Raw genomic sequence first — 22378 nt, 5'->3', positions numbered from 1 at the left:
CAGTTCCTTATCGACGAGCAATGTGATCCGGAAAAGATCGAACGCATCATCGCTGATGAGCCAAATTCATAAGGTCTGCGGCCTAGTCCGGATGGTTACTAAAGTTCTGCAACAAGCGCGCCTGATGCACGTCACCACGCTGATGACGGAATGGGCGATATTCCTGATGGGGTGGCTCTGTTTACCACTGCGCTGTCGTTGGTTGGATTATCGGGAGAGTTCCCATCCTGGCAGTTGCCGACCACAATGGAAGTAGCCTTCTGCATTGAGGGAGGCGCGAACGCCTGCCCTTTCTGGCGAACTCATCTTATAGGCTGACCAACGCTCGAAGTTTACTTCTTGAGACTTCATGCTCGTGCTGAAGAAGACGAGAATCGCAGTGGATGTTAATGGGTGGCGGCATAAGGTGTTCGTCAGATGGCTCTCGTGTTCGATCAACGACGAGGTAATCTCTGTCCACGCTTACGACACCGTGCCCAATTCCCGCGTCGGCATTTGGCAGCAATCTGACCTGTACAATAGCCGACGTCCACCCCGATTTTTGACCGCACCGGTTCAGGCCTACTTCAATCTGCTGGCACCAATGATGGTGGTGTCATAGTTGGTGCGCAAATCCTTTCAACCAAACGACCGGACCTGATCGGACAAATCAAGCCGCCTCGCCCGGCTTGATCCATTGAACCTATGCCGTTCGATCTTTCATGTAGTTCCCCTGTCGCGCTCCACCGAACCGAAATCTGATTGCCCAGTCCTGATACGTCGCAACTCTACGTCTTGATTTTGGTTAGGATTGCATGCGCCATAGTTCTGGACGATATCGGCTTCGGCAGATAAAGGTCCCTGGTCGCATTCTCCCTTGAAAGGGGCATTTTGAGATCATTTCCGCCAATGATGATGGAGGCGGTCTTGAGCACTAAATCCACGGAATTAGGACTTTGATCTTCAGGAAGAGACGCTTGGTCGACCATGACCAGATCGGCTTCATTGCCTTTTGAAATCCAATCGCGAATTTCACTAAAGGTACGAAAACCGACCGGCTCATATCCCAGAGCGGCGATCTTGTCTTCATACGCCTCCCGCAGGAGGTCATCGGGCTCAACAAGTGCCACAATCTCCCCGTTTCCACGCGGTGCCTTATTGCGGCCGAAAAAGCTGTCGGGATTGACGGGCTCCTTAGAAGACGGAGGGAGATAAATGTCAAAGCGCGTCCCATGCCCAACAGTTGAACTAACGTCGATGTAACCTGCAAACGCGCTGATATGACCATGCACAGAAGCAAGGCCGAGACCCGTTCCACCGTTGCGAGCACGTGTCGTAAAGAAGGGTTCAAAAATGTAGGGTAGCACAGCCTCTGAAATGCCTCCACCATTGTCGCTGACAGATAGTAGAACATAGTCGCCAGGTGGCATAACACCATGCGCCAGAATTTTCTTAGCTGGTAAATAAGCTTGGCCGACGAAGATGTCGATTTGACCATTTGCAGTCATGGCTTGGGAAGCATTCTTGCAGAGGTTAATTAGTACCTGTTGAAGTTCAAGCGGGCTTCCTTCGATCACGCTCTGCATTTGATCAAATCTGAAACTAAGCTCGATGGTTGGGGGAAGAGCCATACGTAGCAAGGGAGCGATTTCGGTCACAAGCTCTGAGACACTAAATGGCTTGATCACGCGCTCTTGTTTTCGGCTCAGCGTCAAGATCTGATCGATAATGAGCATGGCTCTGTCGCCTGACGAAATGATATAGTCAATGTATCTTCGGGTGACAGATGTTCGAGACACCGAGTTTTGCGCCAATTCTGCGTGCCCGAGGATTGACCCCAAAATGTTATTAAATTCATGTGCTATTCCGCCGGCAAGTGTACCAACTGCCTCAAGGCGTTGCGCATGCTCCAATCGTCTGGCCAAAACGTCGCATTCGGTCTGCTTACGCCGAACATCGATATAGTGACAGAGGCAGGCGGTGGCGAGTTCAAGAAGCTGAATTTCGCCTTGGCAAGGTCGAGGGCGATAGCTTTGGTAACCCAGTGAACAAACCGCAATTAGTTTATCTGTGGATTTGTGAGCCAGTAGTATCGAAAGACCTGGAATTTCGGGAGGCAAATGTACGATTTTTTGCGTCGATACGATGCGGAATACCGTCGCCCGTTCGTTCGCTTTGGTACGAGAGACTATTTCGCGTAGCACCCTGTCGTCCCACACGGGTTTTGGGTGCTTCGCACCGAATGTTTCGACAGCCCACCTACGGTCATGGTCCACTAGAGCTAACGCGCACGTATCGGCATCAAAGAAGCGCTGAATAATACCAAGTGCAGCTTGCGCGGACGACGTAGTGGCCGCCTCACCTTCAAAACATACTCCGATCTCTTTGATTAGCTCTTCGTAATCTAAACGCCGCGCTAACCAATCGGTTTTTTTGCGTAGCCTATAGACTAAGGTGATGATGTACAGGCAAAGACCCACTGAAGCGGACCCAAGAAAGATACGTGCGCTCCGCTCCTCCACATTTTTTAAGCTATAGACCTCCAAACACTCACGCTGCAACATTTCCGCAATTTCTGCGGTGTCAGACGTCTGAATCATGTTCACCAGATCGTTCACCTGTGGCAAAAGCGATAAGATAATGGGACCTTCACGCGAAAGTATGCGCACGGGAGCTTCATCAAGACCGCGTTGTTTTTGGAGCCTCTCTAGTTCAAGGCTGATCTCGAATGAAATAGCCGGGCTTGGTTGCCGAAGAAATTGGAGCATCATGCTAGCCAATTCTGTTGGTTTTTCTAAAGTCTGATCGCTTGAGGCCTTTCCTGGAAGATTGCTTAAAGCACGAGTGAAACTGGCCAGCGAATCTTGCAGGCGGACATTTTGCGCACCAAAGGCGGCGACCGCCGCGTCAGCCGAATTTAGAGACACTTCTAGCCGGCGTAGCAGTTGAGCAGCATTGCTCTCACTTACAATATGAGATTGCCTAAATAATTGCTTCAAATCTTCCAGATTCTTCCGCAGAGCTCCCAGCCTGGAGATAATGGGGCGGTAGTTCGCCACGGTGCCCGTGTGAGCGCGGAGTACATCGCGCTGCAGTGAGGCGCTGTCAGCGTTAATCGATCGTATTTGGCTAAGGATTGCCTGGGTAGTCCCATTGTCCTGCCAGGACGCAACCGCCATGAACGCGAAAATCATTGCGGCAACGATAAGGGCTAATATAGACCAAGGCTTCGCGCCTGTCTTAAAATCCTGCCGCGTCGGTGAATACCTTCCGTTCATCGCACTTACTTCCTCGTGCCAACGCTTGTTCCACGCCAATGGCGTTAGGCTGCACGAGAGGATTTGTAAATGGCTTTGAAAGCGGGAATATCTATTCAATTTGTTTCAAGTGAAACAGAGAAGAATTGAACACACAAGCGGCTGATGGGACGTCGATGAAACGCGACGTTGTTATTCGTGCCGTAAGGCGATGGAGTCGACTTTGCAAGGTCAGGCAAAGATCCGGCCGTAAATGGGGCGTCAGAGGTGCGGCTAAAGAACTATCGCGCGTGCGCTTTTTCACGAACGCGATACTTGTCTGTGGCTGAAAAACCAGGCTCATAACGCATTTTGCAGAGGTTGCCGCCGCCAAATCTCGGATGACTTCCAAGGGTCTCGGTAACATCCTCGCCAAGCTATGACAGTTTGGCGGATTCGCAGCAGGCACAGTTCGTAGGGGTGGCGATAACGACACGCTCACGCGACAGATGAACCGGGAAGAGTTTGCGTGATGGGCGCTTGCGCTCGAAAGCTTTGACGGCTGTAGGAGATCGTCGCGAAACGATATCCGTATGCAGTATGTCGGTCGTTGGCCGCCACGACCGTATAATACGAACAGTGCCCACACCTCGGGTCAGGCATCAGTGCTTTCTGCAAGATCAACGACAGACCGGGGAAGCCTTTGCGCATGTCGGTGGAGCCCGTTGCCTGCCAGACCTTCACACCAGCAGGGACCATGATCATCGCAGCCCCAGCACGCAATCGAGAATACGGCCAAGTGCTTCCGTGTCGATGTTGCTATCCACGCGGACACGTCGGTCCCGACCCAACTTGATTATTACATCGCTATGCTTCCGACTGACTGACATTGATACCGTCCGCGCAGGCAATCTCAGAGATAACTGCGCCCGGCTCAAAGCAGGCAGCGACGAGGCGCTCTTTGTCTTCGCGTGGCCAGCGCCGGCGGCATTTAACAGACGTGATGACTTAAATCCTATGCTTCGTCGTAGGACTATCCCTGATGCTACCACCAGGACGAATCGACATTCATCGCAGCCAGATCACTGCAGGAACGATATATACGAAGCCTTCGAAGTAAGTGGTTCTGCGGTCGTGCTTCGTTGCGAATCGCTAAACTTCTATCTCACCAAACTCGCTCGTTTGGGTGGCAACCTTGCTAGAACTTCAGATCCTCCTCCGGGAAATACGGTCGTCTGGCGTGGACTCAGCCGGCTGACAGATATTCGCCTCAGAACCGAAATGGCAGCGACGCTCAAATGTGGGTAATTGCAAGCGTCACCTTGGGCTTGCATCGGATCAGATTGGACGCAAAAATCACTGTGGAGTACGAAAACTCAACCCGTGGTCGATCGCGCACTTGTAGGCCAAGCTGGTACCTTTTCGCTCATATGTTGGCATATTGAATGTAACCATCGTGAAATCGGCGTCACCGTTTGACCGAATCTGATAACGAATAAATTGAGTTATGGGTTTACCGTCACGGTCAATGGTGAAGTGCTGATCTGCAAACGCAAGGGTGCCGTCAGTTGTTATTCGATACGCATCTATGCGCATGCCTCCTTGCGTTTTCGTCGCCGGAGTATCGGCCACCCCGGGAGCACACAAACTTAAATCAACCGTGACGTTCACCGGCTTTCCGGCAGTGAGCGCTAGTTCAATTTCAGACAACGTCCCTAATGTATGAATATTGTCGGCTGCATAAACCGGCGCAGCCAAAAATACGCCGACAAGGATTGTACTGATACGTTTCATAAGCGACTCCTTTTTGAGTGAATCCGAAAGCACCACATTCCGCAACTATTGAACCGCAGCGGTATCGGTCGGCAGCAAAAGCAAAATACGGGAGATATACGCGACGTAGACAATGGGCTTCAACCGAGGTTCGACAATTGATTTGAGATATAGTAAGCGTGCGCATCAAGTAATCGGTGACGCATTTTTATGAGTTGCGCCTTAACGTGATAACTCCTGAGCGAAAGTGGCTTCGATCATCTTAGTGTCACAGGTAGATTAATGGGCCCGCGGAAGCCGAAGCCGCGCCACTGCACTAATTCAGGGTGGGGCAATATCATATCCGGAAATCGATCGAACAGTATGGGCAGCATGATCGCGCCGACGGTTTGCCGCGAGATTTGCGCGCCTGGGCAGTGATGCGGGCCGGAGCCAAAGGACTGATGCGCATTCTTCGGGCGAAAGACATTGAAGCTTTCTCCATCCTCAAAGACATCTTCATCACGATTGGCGGAGGCCTGAATAGTCATCACAATGTCGCCCTTCGGAACGATAAAGCCACGAATTTCCGTGTCCTCCCGCACGAGACGCGAACTCGCTTGAATCGGAGCAACCCAGCGCAGCCCTTCCTCGAAGGCCTGCCCCCAGCATTGCTGTCTCTTGACCTCCTCGAGTTGCTCCGGATTGGTCAGCAATCCATAGAGGATCGTGCCGAGAGCGTCACGAGGCTCGTTGACCCCTCCGCCGATGGCGATCTTGATGTTGGCATAGATCTGGCTTAGGGGTATAGGATCAGGTGCATTCAACATGATCGCAAAAGCCGAGGGGTTCGGCGCGGATCGGTGTTTTTCGACCAAGTCATTGAAGAGGCAGTTCATCTCCGTATTGGCCTCGTCCGATCGCTCAAAGAGCTCGGGTCGCCATCCGAAGTTGCCGGCTCCGTCAATAAGCCGTTGCGACCAGCGGATCATCTCGACATCTGATGCCTCACAAATTCCTAGAATATGTGCCAGTATGCGAGCAGCAACCGGACCACAGATCTCTGCAAAAAGATCCACGGTGTCTCCGCGCGGAAGGCGATCTAGATACTCGTTCACGATGTCACGATAGATCGGCACCCAATGCTCCGCGATCGCTTTGGGTGCGAATGCTCTAGTCATGGCCATTCGTTCCCGAGCGTGTTCAACTCCATCCTTACGCATCAAAGTATGAGCCTGAAGCGCCGGCTTCATCGGCGTGTTGGGATCATCAGAACTAAAGCGTGAAGGATCATCCTTCACCATCTTAGTATCGCAGGCCTTCGTTAGAAACGTCCGTCTGACCGAGGCGACGTGTACCACCGGGTTTTGCACGCGCATTCTGCGATAAATCGGATAGGGATCGAGTGTTAGGTCATCGATGGTCGTCACGTCGTCCACTGGCGCACATGGCATTGGAAATCTCCAAGTGATGCTTGATATTGATACGCGCCTCTCTTCCACCCGAGCGGCGCGGATTGACTTCACCGGTCGACGCTCAATTTGACCGTCATGCCGGTGGCGCGCCGGATGCCTCCGTGACCCATCATCCGTGGCCAGTCACCTACCACCGTAAGATTCGGCGCGCGGCGCAAAAGTGTTCCAAGTCCTTCTTGCAATTCAATCCGAGCCAACGTCTCGCCGAGGCAACGATGAACTCCCGCGCCAAACCCGAGGTGCCAACGCATTTGTTGACGCCCAACATCAAAAAGATGAGGGTTCTCGTAGTGTTTTTCGTCTCGCAGGCCAGACATGACACTGAGCGCGAGGAGGCTTCCCTTTGGCAACACGTATCCATCCAGATCGATATCCTCGAGGGCCAACCGCGGAAAAGAGCCAACTGGCGGCTCGAATCGGAGCCCTTCCTCCACGGCGGCTGCGACATAGGATTGATTGCCAGTTAAAGAAGACCAGAGCGCGGGATTTTGGAGCACAAGAGCCGTCACCATAACCATTGCAGTGCGCGTTGTATCGCTCCCAGCGAGTATGATAAGCATGAGTTGCATGATCTCCTCAATGGGCGAAAGCGTTCCGGCTTCCCGTACCGCCTTCAAGTAGCGCGAGAGAAAATCATCCCTCATCCGACGGCCACTATCCGCGATCACGCCCCGAACGTAATCCTGAAGCTCGATAGCGGAAGCTTCAATCTCCTCGAATTCCTCATCTCGCCACGACGGGCTCAAGCAGCGGGAAACCTTATAAACAAGTCGTGTGAAAAACGGCGTGTCCTCAGACGGCAAGCCAAGGACACTTGCGATCGTCAGCGCAGGCAATTGCGACGCGTACATTTCAGTAAAATTGAAATCGTCAACTTTTTGTAGTTCGTCCCACAAACGCTCCGTTATCTTCGCAATCTCCGGGCGTAACGCTTCAACCATGCGGAATGAGAACGCCTTTGAAAGGCCTGAGCGCCGCTTCCCATGCGTTTCACCGTTCGAAAACAACATGCTGTGACCTATAAAGTCAAAAACGGCACCAGCTTTGACGCCTCGATTCAGCATGAGCTCAGTTTCTATTTGCCGGGTGCGTGGATCGGTGCCCAGCAGAAAGATATGGTCTGCGCGGAGAACGAGAAAGACGCCATCTTCTCTCCGAAGAAACGGGCGCTTCGGTCGCCATTCTGCAAAAATACTGTGACCTTCAGAATCAAGTCTGCTTATAGGAACGGCGTCGGGATCGATTTCATTTGACTTCGCGACATTTAGAAACTTCTGGTCGGCCATAGAGACATCGGAAGAGCTGTTCGCAATCATTGCAATATACCTTCACCAAAGACGACGCGAGAGACGACGTAAATGGCAATAAGACTTAAAGGCTTAGCCTATGCGACTGCTCTCGCCCCACGGTAGCAACAAAAAATAGTCTTACACATTAGAATCGGGTTTCATCTGTAACGAACGAATCAAATCGTCATTGCCGAGCTATCGGTGACGCGTCACCATCGCGCACCTCATTGGCGGTATTTACTATGGCGATCAAAAATTTTCTGCGACGGGCATAGATCGGCGGAAGCACGATGTCGACTTGTCGGACGTATCGCACTGAACACTGATAGCTTTCATGATCGGCGTCCCGAATCCGGAGTTTCATCCGACAAAACCGGCCGGTGCACTTTTGATCAAACTCTTCCAGAGGAATGTTCGCGAGTTCGTTGCTCCAACTCCGATGCTTCTCTGGCACGAGCTCGATTGACAGCTTGTTGACGCTGCAGTCCCAGTTGAACTATCGCTTCTGGTGGAAGCAATAGTTCGGTGTTTCCAGCCAAACGCTGACAAAGCTCGCTGAAAGTCCCATTTTCATTTCTGACTAAAATTCTATCGGCAGAAATAGTCGTTGGTATCCGGCGTCCGTTGTCCAACAAAGGGAATTTCTCGCCGGCGATAAAGGTTGCACCATTTCCCGCGTCAACCAAAACTATAGGCAGTTTACCAGTCTTCGGGGACGCGAGACTATGGGGTAGCTGACCCTCGTTCATTGTCTTGGTGAAGAGATTATGCTGCTCCGATCCCAGGCGCGTTTTTAACGAGCTAGGTGTTTCGTAGCCAGTGCCGTCTTCCGTGCGGATCAATACATTCAACTTACGCCGGTCACGAGTGATGTTTGGAAATCTGACTCGATCGAAGACCATCCGATTATACTGTTCGATTGGTCTATAGACGTGCTTTGAGACCTCAACGAGAAACTTAGGACGCCGATACTTGACAGACTGTGCCTGCTGTTCAGAGATATTGACGACGTCAGCACTCGGCACCACGCCTCGTGGGTTTGTGCTGATGTTCAATCGCTTGGTTGTAGAACTCTCCCCAGCAGTGCGAGCGTAAAATGTCGAAACATCGCGAGAACGTACATCGCCTTCGTCATTCGATTTTCCGACGGCGGATTCAAACCGTGCCGTGATCGCCTCCTGAAGAGAATGATGGACAGACGTTATCCTTTCGCAAAACAGCTCTTCAAACGCATCTTCTCGGAATTCACCGTTCTTACTCTTGCGATTAACCACAAAAGAAATGTCGCGCTTTAAATTCCATGAAAACTTGTTCGAAAACTCTCGCATATATTCGGGACGTGTTTCGAACGAACTGAGATCACTGTGTTCTCTCAGCCTTGTTGCGATGTCACTTTGATATGAAGCGATTGGCAGGCGGGCGGAATCTGGATGTTGGGCGAATGCGACGCTTCGACAGAGCCTCTCCCAAACGCTGTTAACCCAGTGCTGCTGTCTCTCGTCCAGCGGGCGATTTCGATGATCCATCAATGCCCTTAACGCGCCTGGCTCCCGGCCCCAAATCGATTCTCCGTTATTTGCTAGAGCTTGTTCATTGTCGTAACACGTTTCACCGTCCCTGCGTACAATTGCAATTCTATCAAATGTTTTGTAATTTTCGACCTCGAGCGCTACACGTGGCCAAATTGAATAATAATGATCGTGAGTTTCGACATCTGGCAATACGGTTGAGGCAATAAACGAGTTCGCCAGTGCCCTTTCAAAGCGATCGTGAATAGCTGTAAAGCTCGTTATCCTGTCCGTCGCGATAATATTTAGTTCTGTTCTGTATCCATTGGAGCGCGCCTTATCTAAGAGCGACGCGTAATGATTTGGCGGATAGCAAGACTCCAGTATAATATTATATCTATTAGTGATACTGCGATCAAATAATTGATGATACCATTCTGTCACTGCCGTCGAATTCGCTCGCTCTAACGCATGCGAGCCCTGCAGAAGGGCTGCATTGTTACCAGGAATGTATGCATTAAGATCATCAGCTATTATTCGCTGGGTGCTTTCACCGCCCGTTCTACTCTTGATTTGGCGAACTAAGGTGCTCTTTCCGGCACCCTGCTGGCCGCATACAACGGTGAAAGTTGGCTTTGCAACAGACGGCCCCCGCGCACCGATTGCCGGAATGATCTGGGTCTCGAAAATGTCGTGCTTATCTTGTAACGAGAGGGAAAGCGCTCGAGCAACTCCTGGATCATCTCTCATTGACGCGTAAATCCTCAAATTTGACGAGCCACGGATCAACGAACATTCTTACGAAGTGATTTAGCTCATCGATCAGGTTCACTGCCTTTATTGCGTTACCATCAAGTCGTTCCAATCGCTGTGAAAATTCGATGCGTTTAGTATCCGCTAAGGTGTATTGTGCCCCGAGCTCCTCAAAATGCTCATAGCCGCTATATCTGAAGGTGATCAGCCGTGAAGTGAGTGCCCCCACGAGATCATGAGCGTCGTTTATGATCTCAAACGCTGGCTTATCCCGGTAGTGTTTTGGAAGCCCCAGTTCTACGCCTAGTCGGCAGTCAAGATCCGGAAACATGATTTCTTCCTCGTTAAAAGTCGATCGGCGAAAGATACGGCCGCAATGAGAACCTTTGATTGCGACCAAGATTTTTACGTTACATTTGCAGTATACGCGGCTATATTCTGCACCATACTGCAGGCTATTCCCAGTACGACGGCGATCTCGCGGGTGCTCGCCCCGTTTCCGGCAAACCGAAGCATTTGTCTTAATTGTCTCATGGTCAGCCTTCTCATTGCACGCATCAAAATGTCCTCATTCGTCCGGAGGTAATTGATGCCAAGTTGCTGACCAAGGGGTATCATCGGTGCCGGAAATTGGTCGGCTTCAAATCGGAATGGTGGCCGGTCTTCGGTCGGATTGAGGGCCGGTTTCACGCCGGAATCCGCAGTCCAGCGGATTTGATGGCGAGGTTGTTCACTATCCTATGCCGTGACTGCTTTTCCATGGTCAGCGATAAAGCGCTGGAGACCGGATTTTTCCCGCCGGCCGATAACCAGACCGTGTGATGGATAGGGCTGTCCGAAATCATCGCGCCATAGCCATTCAGGATGTGCGTTCATCAAATTGCGGATGGTGGGATTGATCCGTCGAAGCGGCCATTCTGTTTTCTCGGCCAAACTGGGTGAATCATGCTCCGGATTTTATAACATCAGCTTTGCAAGCTTGACGGCATCTGCATCCGTACTCCACCCCATCACCTGAGCATCGAATGTCTCAAAGAGAAGCTGCGTCGCTCGAATATTTCTTGATCCAATAATATCACGCTCATTTATGAAGCCGTTGATCACTAGATCGGAAGTGGTGGCATCCATTTCCTCAACAGACATAACAGGTATGTATTCTGCAGGGTCTTCAATATCGAGGAATTTATCACCAAGCCCCTCTTGGTCGGCATACGCAATCGCCACGAGAACATGCAGCTCTGCATCTGTCAGAGTTTTCGGTCGAGGAGCTAAGATCGCGTGATGCTCGTCCAAACGTACAAACACCTCAAGTCATCTGAGCGCGCCAACGAGCGATGTGAGGCCATCAATCGCATCGCCGAGCTGATTGAGGATTGCCGTACTTGCGATAACCTTTTTATACGCCTTATTCAGCGTCCCCGCCTGGGCGCGAAGTTGTGCGGTAATTGTGTAGCGTGAAGCCGCCTCCTCCATCGCTTTTTTCCTCGCCAGGAAGTAGTGAGACTGCAAGACGCGGATTGAATTGGCAAACTCTGCTTTCTCGCTGTCATTGGACAATGACTTAGTCGCAATCAGAACTTTGATTGAGTCGGCAATAAGGATCGCAAGCCTCGCGGCGTTGACGCCGGCATCAGCCTTCCAGAGCGACGGTTTTAGTTTATCGAACCACTCCTGAATCGCACTTGGCTGTTTAATATCGTCGAGCGGAAACTTCGAGAACATCTCCTGTGCCTCTTGCGCTGCGGCGTCAAACTCTTCACTGGGCGTCATTCTACAGCATCCTTTTTCGTGACTTCGATAAGTGCCGCACTGTCCTTTGCCAATGCGCTGAGGCGCTTTATCGTCAGTCCGATATCGCCCGAACCGGTCGTTAGCGCGTGGTGCGTGTCGTGGATTGACTGAAGGAGATCAGAAATCGGAGTGGCGGCATCGCCTAAAGCGTATCGCGCCTTAACATCTGAGCGTGCATTCATGTAGGCTTCGTAGAGGGCTGCTCTGTTGACACGCGGATCCCGTCGCAGGACCGCAAGTTGCTGGTCGCGAAGCCCGGCATAGGCTGTAGCTTGAACCCACAGATCCGTTTGAAGGGGGCCAAGGTCATTTTTGAGAAGATCGACTAGGTTTTTTACCACAGGATCCGTCTTACGAACGACATCCAGCACCTGCCTAACGTAAGTGTCTGAGACCGCAGACGCGGCCGCGCGGCCCACAACTTTGATCGCTGGCGCGACCATCGGCGAGCCGCCCATCGCGGTGGCCAAAGCCGCCACCGAATTCGTCAGCTTTTCAGCCGACGCCTCAAGTTGATCGACAGTTCCCTGATCGGCGGCTTTGCCGACCGCGTTGGCATAGTTTTGCAGATCGCTAATCGCCGCAAGGCGTATTTGAAGCTGATCCGCATCCAGTCTGTTAGTCAGCTTTGACTGTGGCAACTCTACAAGAGCATATCTGCCGCCGCGAATATATTGTATCGCCTGCAGTTGCTCGTCCTGGTCTGTGGCCACCTGATTGCTTGCTGAGACGGCGGCAGCAACCGTTTTCGCACTGCTCGATGTGGCGGCGGCAAAACCATCCAGGTCGCTTTTGCTTGGTAGAACAGCGCAACCAGCGCAAATTGACGTCAGCGTAACAAGTAGTATTCGCATTTTTTATTTCCCCCTGGCACCATAATGAAGTGTTAATCAAATAACTCTCGGTTGCAAGGAAGAATTTTACGTTTCTTATTCTTATACGCGTCGATAAAGGAATGCTTGTCCGCGTCAACCACCGAAGCGGTATGGTCAGTACAAGTCTTGATGGGAGCCCGAAACCGTAATATTTCGATCAAGCACTTTGGCTTCACCGGGTCAGTCAGTTCGTATCCCAATCTCTACGCCCCGGTGAATGGCTTCGTGGAGTTCGGACCACAGGCTCGGGTATGGAGAAGAAATTCCTTGAGATCGACCTCGCTGCTTTCAAGAGGGGCGAAATCCCGAGGGGGCTAGCGCCAACCTGGTCGCGGCGGTGGACGAAACCCTAAGACGGCGGTTCTCCCTCGAGCATCGAAGGGCGAGCCATCCGCCCCTGCTTCGATTGAGACGACCTTCGCTCTCGATCAGCTGGTTGTTGGATCGCCCGAGCACATCGAGCGCTTCGAACGCATCGTGCGGGCTGCGGTTTTGGACATCTTCGTACTGTCGACGTTCATCGTCAGCCAGTCAGATGAAAGAGGAAGAGTGCACCGGGCGCGCATATACACGGCGCTGGAAGACGCATATCGGGGTGGCGTGCGGTGCCATTTATTTTTTGGCACTTCCCTGGATAAAGCGAGGCACGCATTGGCGCTGGAGGAACTTCATGAGAGACTTTGGGCAGTAAGACTTAGCCGCGGCTTCCTCCTGGTCCATCGCGACAGCGTTGGAAGTCATGCAAAATCCCTTGCTGCCGACGACGTATAGGGTGGAACAGTCGTTGTGATCGGATCATGCAACTGTTTGTCCTCACCCTTCTCCGCCGTGGAGGTTTCAATCGAACTCCGCGACCGATGGCCGTCGCGGCTGGCCTAGACATCCTCAAAGGGATAGCGGTTTCCCTCGCCAGCGCGAGCCGATCGGTGGAAATTCTTCAATTCCTTGCATCTGAAGCCAGACGGGTAAGACCCCGCTGACCACCGGGTCTGATCAGGCACCAACAACCAAGGCACGGTTGACTGTGCTCCACGCGCAAGACCATGGAGCACTTCTGCGAAAGGCAGCCCACAGCGCAAATGAAAGCTTTGTCTGCATCACGAACAGAATGGGCGCCAACGTCGTCCCTGGATTATTGAACCCGGCCGAGGTCGCAGGAGGTCGACTGAAGGACGTCCGGATTTATTATTCACGACAATCCGGTCCAACGAAGCGCAAGCACATGGCCGCTCACCGTAAAAGGCTGGAGGGAACCGTAGAGGTCATATCTGCGCGCGAACCACAGGTTCATGCTAAGGTTTCTCATATGGGACTCCAACGACGTGGTCGTCAGTACGATGAATTGGGGGTCCCAATCCGGGTCTGAAGACGATCCGCTGGATGAGGTGGGGCTGTACCTGGAGGCACCCGGCATCGCGACCTACTTGCTGGGACTTCTCGACGAAAACCTGAAGAAGGTTCTGGATGGGGTTGAGCCCGTCGGTAGCGGAGAACTCCCCCAGAGAATGGGAATGGGTGACTTTAACTGCGTAGCCGATGACGCGTCGTGGACGATCCAGCCTACCCTCGGATATTCCGGTCACAGTCGCGGTTGCGCCTTCGATGTGTGCAATTGTTCAAACGCATATTGGGCCCTGATTAACCACTTCGGGCTAACTGTGGTTTCGCGAAGTCGTTCAAGTCGGGAAGTCATGATACCAGCACCCTCCTTTAGCTCACATCCTTTCGTCGTTGTCAGTACAGGGCTCGATTTTCAGACCTTGGTTGAACACGGCTACCGAGCCCCAATTGCTTTTCGCACGAAAGATCACCTTCGCAACTGGGCAAAAGACCACCAGCTCACGGAGCTCTCAACGCGCTTCAAAAGAGCGAAGGATTTTGAGAGGGAGCGGGTTCTGGTTTTACGAGGACAGGTTCAAACACCAGCTGGTTATTTGAGCTATTCTCAAATTTGGGCTCACATTGACTTTCACAGCTATCGTGCGGCGTGTCAGCGCTATGTCGAAATGACTTACGGCACAGGAGTGAACTTGTCGAAGCACGATGTCGACCACGCTGTGTCCAGCAAACACCTTCGGAAGTATTGGCCACAGGCTTGGGTAAATGTCCTCTACGCGGAGAGCGGGATCAATCGCTCAATTGGAGCGCTGATGGAGAAATCACTTCCGCCCCCTCCAGGTGACGAAATTTTATTCAATCTTGAGTGTCTTCTAAAACTTTTTTATAAAAAGTCGCGTGAAAAAATGACGCTTGGCGATGTCAGGAAATATTATCGATCAGCTTGTAGCGCATTCATTGTTGAAGCCGATGTTGGAGACGACGCAACATTGCTCAACGCAATCCTCGCGAGGACTGTCCTAAATACTATCGCTAGTGAATATGTCTGCGGTTTCGCAGCCTTTGATGACGTCTTCGTTGTCGCGGTTTAGGAGCTTCCTCTGGTGCCATCTGAGGACTGATCATGGTGGTATTTACCGGTGCGAAGCGGAAAAACAAAGAACCTCTCAGTCGATCAGCTAGTCAACGCTGGGGTCGCCGCTGACCGCCTCGTCCGGCGTGCGGCCGGAATCGCAAAGCGTCGAGCGACGAGTAGTTGGATGAGAAGGCCGCAGCCGCTTTGTCCGGTCTGGCGCCCGATGAGCCGTCAATCCGGACGATGGAGCGGACGGGCATCCATTGCCGGACGAAGGGCCGTCGTCCGGCAGGTGCTCAAAAAGCCACCCCTCGCCGCATGCCGCCTGAACGCCGTCCTCAAGTCCAAATAAGACCATCTTAATGCCGCCGGTAAAGCACCCGAGGTCGCCATCACAGTTATTAGGCGAGCCATGCCTTCGCTTCTACGTCGTTCAGCCGGGGGGCATGATCAGGGTGAGCATGATCGCAGCGCGATCTGCGCCGTGGTCGGAACCGGCGAAGAGCTAGACTTTTCTTTCCCAAGCTGCCCCTCGTAGCGCTCTTTCCGTGACCTCGTTCGACATGCAGATCCTCCCGTCGTCGACATAGCGCACAAAGTTTGCCTAAGTGGCTGGTTCTTCTTGCGGCTTGAACGCGATGGCAATCGTGGGCGCCTGGGGGTTCACGCAATGGGCGGACCAGTTACCAAACAATCCTTTCCTCGCCGTTGGATGGTGGGTTACGTGCGCGACGGCAGCTATTCTCGGCTCCTTGGCCATTGCGGTGTTACTAACGCTGTCCCATAAAGTCCATTGAGCGGACGTTGCCTGTCTGGAGGAACTGACGACAGCATTGCTGGGGATTGAGGAAGCATGGAAATCTACTGCCGCGGGACGGCTCGGATCAGACATAGCGCGACTGGCGAAATCCACGAGATCGAAAGCGACGAGCTTGATTGGGACGCCGTTGGGGGCGATGAGCGACAGATGGGATCGGAAATCCACTATGAGGCCGTCATCGATCACCCGGAGCTAGGGGAGCTGACTTGGGGTCTAACCCACATGCCGATATACGAATGCTTCTGCGGCTGGGTCGGGGTGTGAGATTGAAAGGGCATCGTGTCCTCTGCCTTAATGATAGGGGGCACCGCATTCAGGCATGTGGCGGTGGGGATGATGATGGCGGCAGTGATCAGCAAGATATTGCTCATGGGCTCCCCTCCCTGCCTATCGCCGTCGCAGGACTTACTTCGGGGCAGTTTGCATGGCTTCGCTCCTCGAAAAGCTGTTGGAGCGCTTGGGAGGCAGCGATCGCTTTTGGGAATCCCGCCGGCACGGTCACGACTTAAATGATTTCCTTAAGTTCGTCCTCTGACACGCCGATGTTGAGCGCATAGCCGGCATGAACCCTCATGAACGCTGTTTCACCAATGGCAGCGAAGGCCGCTACCGCGGCAAGTTGGCGTGTCCAAGGTCACCCAAAGGGCCGGGTGGGTGCACTCCACCCTCCAATAGAATTTGATATCGGTTGCATCCAGGTTCGCCAACGTGGTGAACTCGACGAAGAGGTTGGTAATGTTTTGATACTATGAGACTTCGCGTCACAACCATGCATGATCGTGCATATCCGGGGGCGTGGCACGTCATTCAAATCTTAGCAACAGATTTTAGGGTCGAGAAATAGCGCATGAGTGAAAGACGAACTTCATCTTCAGCCATCAAGCGACTTTTCGCCCTAAGTGGCGGTAGGTGCGCGTTCCCAGGTTGTCACACCGACCTGATGCCGGATTCGGGTGGCACGATTGCTGAAGTTGCGCATATCGAAGCCCACTCCCCTGGCGGGCCGCGTTTCAATCCCGCTCAAGAGTCCGAAGATCGGCAAAGTCTCGACAATCTCCTTCTCCTTTGCCCCAGCCATCATGCACTAATTGACCGCGACACGTCGACGTACACCGCGGCCGTTCTCAAAGGTATGAAGATTCAGCACGAGGCTTACATTCACCAGCGCATCGCCGGTTCATTTCCGCTAAACCACCTCGAACCCATAGCGGCGACCCAACTCGCGAGGCAAGTCGATGCATCGGCTGCAGACTTTGCAATCGTGACCGCCCTACCTCAGGAACTTGCAGCCGTACTTGAGTACTTTCCCACTCTTCAGAAAGTGATTATCGGCGAGTCGCGGACTTACTATCAAGGCATTGTTGTCGCTCATGACGGAACGACGAAATATCGCGTTGTTGTGGCCCTTCTTCAGAGAATGGGCAATGTCCAAGCCGCCGCGGAGACTGCAGAGCTAATTCGGCATTGGATGCCAAGATATGTCGTTATGTGCGGAATCGCAGGCGGTTTGCACCCCGGTAAACAGCGCCTCGGCGATGTCGTCATCAGCACAGACGTTGTATATTACGAACTTGGGAAGGTCCGAGAAAACGGACTCGAGCGTAGACCGGTCTCCTACATGTCTGACCCCCTGCTAATCGACAGGGCTATGCACATGCACTTGGGAAGCGCTTGGCGAGCCCGACTGCCGCAGAGACCTGACAACTGTGCCTCGAGTGCGACGGTGCCTGCAGTCCACTTTGCGCCAGTCGCATCGGGTGATAAAGTCATAGCATCAGAGGCCGACGTAAAAAGCCTCATTTTGCTTCATCCCAAGCTTGCCGCCGTTGAAATGGAGGGTGGAGGTGTCGCAGCCAGCGCTATGGCAGCCGCTCGCCGAATCGGCTTCTTTATGGTGCGCTCGATTTGCGATTTTGCAGACGACAGCAAAAACGATAACTGGCAAAAATATGCGGCTCATGCGGCTGCGAGCTTCCTCAGCGATTTTCTCTCGACACGGCCTGTCGCACCGACCGAGGGTCCATGGGCACCAAGCACACTCAAGGACGACGGAATCGATCCTAAATGGGTGCGCGAAGTGTTCTTTCCAAAGATGTGCAAAACCATGAATATGGAAGAGCTCTGCAATTTTTGCTTCGTACTACAGGTGGATACCGATGATCTCACAGGTTCGAATAAAACGGCGAAGATAAGAGACCTTCTCCTCCGTGCAGAACGCCGCGGTCGACTTCAGGAGATTGTGAAGGCGTACGAAGAGTTCGTGAAAGAGGAGTGGTAGAACAACGTACCGCTAGCGCGATCTGTGGCCTTCTCGGCCACGGCGGTCAGCCAAAACACACGCTTCTGGCTTTCCGCTGCATCTTCCACGCGGAACTGAGCCGGTAAGGTAGATAAGGCTCAATTCCGCACGGAGACCAACACCTATGGCAAACGACTGCACAGATCGTATAGCCCCTAGTAGCGAAGAATTGGTGGATGGTTACAATCACTGCTTGCGCCTACCTATCACCGGTGATTTTATAGCGCAACAATACTTGTAGGATGTGGAATTGCTGGCGAAGATGGCTGAAACAAACAACAATGGTTTAATGCAATCCTATCTGCAGCAACAACATAAATTACGAGGGATAATCTCACAATTTAAGTCAAAAGAATTCGTTGAACAGAGGCGCTTTTCGCCAAGTTTACGTTTCAGGCAAGCGCTCAACGAACTTTATATAAGCTCGAAGATAAAATTGACTCACAGCCAGTACGCAGGCTTTATCGCTTGGGCTAACGAGATGTTAGCTAGCCAACTCTCTGAATTAGATAGAATTCCTATCCGCTATGACAATTTAAGCGGGGTCATTCCGAAAGAAGCGGTCGACCTAAGTACAGAGCTGCGGTGGATTACTGCGCGGTTGCACGGAGAAAAAGAGAAGATTTCAAGGTTCCTGTTTCTCAAAGAGGCCGTAGAAGGTGCAGCGATCGGAGGAGACTACACAACAGCGCTTAATCTACTTGAAATTATTTTTGATACTTACGGTGCGACCATGTGGTCCGTGCAATTGCGAATTGCACTTGAGCAAGTTGTAGGTGGCTTGGAACAACAGAAAAAGTATGCTGCGCAAGTGCGATCGATCTATAAGCAGGGATTACTTGCATATGTAACCTATCACACGAGCGTTCGAAATGAGGAAAGGACGACAATCTCAAAATACTTTGATGAGATTGAGCGGCGGATCTCAAACCACGCATACTACGATGACGCTACTCAGACCTATATGCGTTATCGGCTAAAAAACGAACTTCCTGCTACTGATGCCGGTATCGCTGACGTTTTACGAACTGAGCAGAGTCATGGCATTATTGACATTTACGAAACATTCATCGCGGTGCTACAAGAACTCGTAAAGTGGGAAGGACGCGACGAGCTTCATCAGATTCTGATTGAGTGCGTAAGTAATCTAGGTGTTTCAGATTATCGGCTACAAAAAATTCAGTCAATTTTTGTTCCCCAGGACATCAACACCCTTCTACCTCGCAGCCAAAAAATTTCTGATTTTCTTTTTTCGGGATCAGGTGTGCAAGCCTTTAGGGCAGCCCGGAAGAGCTTACCAAGCGATCCTTGGCAGGTAATATATGCAGGTTTCGCGCATGCCAGTTCACAACGCCCTCCCCGTAGTTCACTGAACCCAAAGACCTTGCACAGGTGGCTTGCTGCTGCCTTAGCTGCATCAGAGCAATCAAATGATTATGCCGCACAAGCAGCAAAGCTATGCATTAATTTTCGAGGGCTCTCTTTCATGGTTGGCGTCGGCGAGTACTTAGCACAACTCCGCCGCGACAAGCCTGACAGTGCCTGGAAACATTGGGTGATAGGTTTGAATAGCCCAACTCATGGTATTGAGGATCTTGTAAATCCAAAGATTACCGGATTGGCTGCGTTTCCCGAAACTCCTACTAAAAAATTCTGGTCCATTTGCCTAACTGGTCAGAGTGCTATTGAACTCGACAGCCCGAGTTTAGTCCTTGGCCGATCACTCTATCAGCTGGCGCATGCCAATCCTGAAAGCGCCTGTGAAATATTGGCTGGCGTAGAAGATCCGCCACTTGCTATTCGCGCGCTATGTCAACTTGCCCGCCTCCACGCGCTGCATGCATTTGGTTTTCGACATAAGAAGATCGAGCTTATCGCGTCTGAAAGTGTTAAAAATTTATCTTGCTTCAACTTATTCCCAGTTGCCGAAAGCCTTCGTGACTGCGCTTGGGAGGATTTCAAATCCGTTGAATCTCCATTAGCCGCTCCGATCGCGCTTCACTTGCTTTGGTCTCGAACTGAGGAGAGCCAAACGGCATCGCAATTGCGGTTCGCCACGGGTCTGGCACTTCGTAAGCTCGGAGTGAACAGACCCAGTGCGCTCCTAGATCGCGCCGATCTACTTGATGATCGAGAGCTTGTGTACTTTTTAAAACATGTATGTGTTCCAGAAATACTTGATGTCACCAGGTTGTTTTCAAGCTCGAAGGAAGTTTTAGAGGAACGACGCAACATCTTCTTAGCGCTTAGTGATCTACGGCCCGAAAGCGCTGACGACTACACAGCTGAAGCGATGTTGATCTCGCATAATCTGATGGTTGATGAAGGTCGTTGGATAGTTGATCGAACCAGAATACATGTTGAGGATGAAGCATTCGTTCGGTGGGCGTCACGAGAACTACAAGAAGATTACGAGCGATATCGCGACCTCGAGCCGGTTAGTGTTGACGCCCCGCAAACGTTCGATGACGTCCTGCGGGAGTTGGACGGGGCCGCGTTGAGCCGACATTCATTCTCGCCGGACAACGAAGCAGACGCAGTTTTGATGAGCGTCATCCGCCGCGCAGGGGATGAATTCCTGACAAATGCAACTTTTGGGCTCGATTTCTACCTAGCAAAAAATGTTAGACATCATTCATTTATCGGATTGATAAGGGGACCACTCGAAGTCAGTGGGCTGATAACTACTCGAGAGACTGAAACCAGCGAGTATCATCCTAACAGGTATTGGTTAGAGTCATTTAAAACGTTAGAGACTGCAGACCGCACACGGATGGAGCTGGCTTTTCGAAATTTTTCCGCTCACTTCGATGACATTTTGCTCGACGCGAAAGATAGATTTTTCCATGTGAGGACAGCGGAGTATCCTTCAGGAATGCTCGCCATTCCTTACAGTGATGCACTTTATTCCGTTGTAAGGGTTTGGCTCACCCTTGACCTCGACATCACCACGTTTTTCCGTTTCCTAATTACTGTTTTTTGGATATCGCTGGAGCAATCACTTCAAGCTGTCAGACAGCTAATCTCTGTTGTTCTGAAAGGCGCTCTCGTTGCAGAGTTCGATAAATTGCGCTCTTCTGTTAAAGAAATAGCAGAGTTTGACCCTGGATTTCTCGAATTTGACGCAGAAGCTGGAAAAAGATCTGCCGAAGTTCAAGGAAAGCTTGATGAGGCCTCGCAGTGGTTTGTGCACACTGGAGCCTTGGCTAGTCAGCACCTTTTTACACTCGAGCAAATACTGGAAGTTGGTCTCGAGGCGACCCTTACTACTCAAAGGGGATACTCGCCGCGTATTAACAAGTCAACAACCGGAAGTCTGTCCCTGGACGCCGCAAACTTAGTTTTTGTCCATGACGTCCTGTTCGTCGGACTAGGTAATACCAAGAAGCACTCTGGCTTGCCCTCACCTAAAATAGATATAGCAGCAAAGTGGAGCGATGAGGCTCACACGCTGTCGATTGAGATTATTAGTGATTGTAAAGCGAGCGTGCGGCCAGAGAAAGCGAAGCGAGCCGCGGAGGTCCGACAGATGGTCTCCGGCGGAACTTACTCACGTCAAACTCGAAAGGACGATGGAAGTGGATTTGCGAAACTCGCGGCAATTGTAACTCAGTCAGACCGGGGCAGGATCGAATTTGGTTTTGGGAATGATGGACGCTTCCGCCTAGAGGTAACTTACGCCGTGGTGTTACAAACAAAAGATAGCGCGAATGGTTAAGAAACCAACAATTTTGCTTGTTGAGGATGAGGCTCCAAAACGTGATCACATTGTGAGACTTCTCCATGAACTTAATCCTCAACTCGCTATCGTAACCGCACGATCAGTTAACTCGGCTCTAGATGTGGTGGAAACAACTGAAGTCGACTTAATGCTTCTCGATATGTCCCTTCCAACCTTCGATGCTGGTGACCGTGAAAGCGGTGGAAGGCCGCAAGGCTTTGGAGGCGCCGAGATTTTGAGAATGATGCAGATGGCGGAGCTATCGTGTCCTGTAGTTATCATTACGGGTTATGAGGGTTTTGCAAAAGACGGAGGCCTGACAGTTGATCTCGACCAACTACGGCGTGAGTGGATAGCCGAGTTCGAAGGGATTGTCAGCTCTGTGTTGCATTACAACTCAACCTACGATGAATGGAAGACAACGCTTTCTAGCACACTTCAGAAACTCGGCCTGAGAGAGGACTAGA

15 protein-coding genes and 2 pseudogenes are annotated in these 22378 nt (G+C 51.8%); 5 read left to right on the top strand and 12 right to left on the bottom strand.

What is annotated here, in order from left to right:
• On the top strand, nucleotides 1-256 hold a 256-nt coding region (locus tag ACQZ40_RS21795; protein ID WP_212285765.1), incomplete at its 5' end, for a hypothetical protein.
• Nucleotides 257-767: 511 nt separating this feature from the next.
• Here the strand turns inward: ACQZ40_RS21795 and virA are convergent.
• The 10 genes from virA to ACQZ40_RS21745 all read right to left on the bottom strand — a co-directional run bounded on the left by virA (nucleotide 768) and on the right by ACQZ40_RS21745 (nucleotide 12637).
• The gene (virA, locus tag ACQZ40_RS21790; RefSeq protein ID WP_012478065.1) at nucleotides 768-3257 is read right to left on the bottom strand and encodes a two-component system sensor kinase VirA; all 2490 of its coding nucleotides are present in this window, start codon (nucleotides 3255-3257) and stop codon (nucleotides 768-770) included.
• Nucleotides 3258-4082: 825 nt separating this feature from the next.
• Nucleotides 4083-4220: a transposase gene (locus tag ACQZ40_RS21785; protein ID WP_080728825.1), complete on the bottom strand. Its 138-nt coding sequence runs from the start codon at nucleotides 4218-4220 to the stop codon at nucleotides 4083-4085.
• A 351-nt stretch (nucleotides 4221-4571) separates the two neighbouring features.
• Entirely contained in the window at nucleotides 4572-5009 is a 438-nt protein-coding gene (locus tag ACQZ40_RS21780; protein ID WP_012478064.1) for a VirK family protein, read from the bottom strand.
• Between the two features lie 236 nt (nucleotides 5010-5245).
• Nucleotides 5246-6421: a cytochrome P450 gene (locus ACQZ40_RS21775; protein ID WP_065657570.1), complete on the bottom strand. Its 1176-nt coding sequence runs from the start codon at nucleotides 6419-6421 to the stop codon at nucleotides 5246-5248.
• Nucleotides 6422-6489: 68 nt separating this feature from the next.
• A complete protein-coding gene (locus ACQZ40_RS21770; protein WP_065657629.1) occupies nucleotides 6490-7728 on the bottom strand; it encodes a cytochrome P450 in 1239 nt (412 codons plus the stop codon).
• A gap of 395 nt (nucleotides 7729-8123) precedes the next feature.
• Nucleotides 8124-9989, bottom strand: a complete 1866-nt coding sequence (locus ACQZ40_RS21765) for a zeta toxin family protein (RefSeq protein ID WP_172691043.1) — start codon at nucleotides 9987-9989, stop codon at nucleotides 8124-8126.
• On the bottom strand, nucleotides 9979-10323 hold the full coding sequence (locus tag ACQZ40_RS21760) for a hypothetical protein (protein ID WP_012478054.1): 345 nt from the start codon (nucleotides 10321-10323) through the stop codon (nucleotides 9979-9981). The genes ACQZ40_RS21765 and ACQZ40_RS21760 overlap by 11 nt, the downstream gene beginning before the upstream one ends.
• Before the next feature lie 626 nt (nucleotides 10324-10949).
• Nucleotides 10950-11285: a hypothetical protein gene (locus tag ACQZ40_RS21755; RefSeq protein ID WP_012478053.1), complete on the bottom strand. Its 336-nt coding sequence runs from the start codon at nucleotides 11283-11285 to the stop codon at nucleotides 10950-10952.
• A gap of 18 nt (nucleotides 11286-11303) precedes the next feature.
• On the bottom strand, nucleotides 11304-11762 hold the full coding sequence (locus tag ACQZ40_RS21750) for a hypothetical protein (RefSeq protein ID WP_012478052.1): 459 nt from the start codon (nucleotides 11760-11762) through the stop codon (nucleotides 11304-11306).
• Nucleotides 11759-12637: a hypothetical protein gene (locus tag ACQZ40_RS21745; RefSeq protein WP_012478051.1), complete on the bottom strand. Its 879-nt coding sequence runs from the start codon at nucleotides 12635-12637 to the stop codon at nucleotides 11759-11761. The genes ACQZ40_RS21750 and ACQZ40_RS21745 overlap by 4 nt, the downstream gene beginning before the upstream one ends.
• A gap of 1343 nt (nucleotides 12638-13980) precedes the next feature.
• Between ACQZ40_RS21745 and ACQZ40_RS21740 the strand changes: the two genes are divergently transcribed.
• A complete protein-coding gene (locus ACQZ40_RS21740) occupies nucleotides 13981-15087 on the top strand; it encodes a hypothetical protein (RefSeq protein ID WP_234902683.1) in 1107 nt (368 codons plus the stop codon).
• A gap of 388 nt (nucleotides 15088-15475) precedes the next feature.
• On the opposite strand, the pseudogene ACQZ40_RS21735 reads toward ACQZ40_RS21740, so the two are convergent.
• Together ACQZ40_RS21735 and ACQZ40_RS21730 are read right to left on the bottom strand one after the other, a co-directional pair.
• Nucleotides 15476-15675, bottom strand: a pseudogene (locus tag ACQZ40_RS21735) (IS66 family transposase); the annotation flags it as partial.
• Nucleotides 15676-16258: 583 nt separating this feature from the next.
• Nucleotides 16259-16519, bottom strand: a pseudogene (locus tag ACQZ40_RS21730) (carboxymuconolactone decarboxylase family protein); the annotation flags it as partial.
• 219 nt (nucleotides 16520-16738) lie between these two features.
• Between ACQZ40_RS21730 and ACQZ40_RS21725 the strand changes: the two are divergent.
• The 3 genes from ACQZ40_RS21725 (at nucleotide 16739) to ACQZ40_RS21715 (ending at nucleotide 22377) form a co-directional block, all read left to right on the top strand.
• On the top strand, nucleotides 16739-18169 hold the full coding sequence (locus ACQZ40_RS21725; protein ID WP_012478047.1) for a phosphorylase family protein: 1431 nt from the start codon (nucleotides 16739-16741) through the stop codon (nucleotides 18167-18169).
• Nucleotides 18170-18440: 271 nt separating this feature from the next.
• On the top strand, nucleotides 18441-21908 hold the full coding sequence (locus tag ACQZ40_RS21720; RefSeq protein ID WP_172691042.1) for a hypothetical protein: 3468 nt from the start codon (nucleotides 18441-18443) through the stop codon (nucleotides 21906-21908).
• Entirely contained in the window at nucleotides 21901-22377 is a 477-nt protein-coding gene (locus ACQZ40_RS21715) for a response regulator (protein WP_012478045.1), read from the top strand. Before ACQZ40_RS21720 ends, ACQZ40_RS21715 begins: the two co-directional genes overlap by 8 nt.
• Nucleotide 22378 lies beyond the last annotated feature (1 nt).

The organism is Agrobacterium sp. 16-172Ci, assembly GCF_053522725.1.
This window is presented reverse-complemented; position numbering and strand designations above follow the sequence as displayed.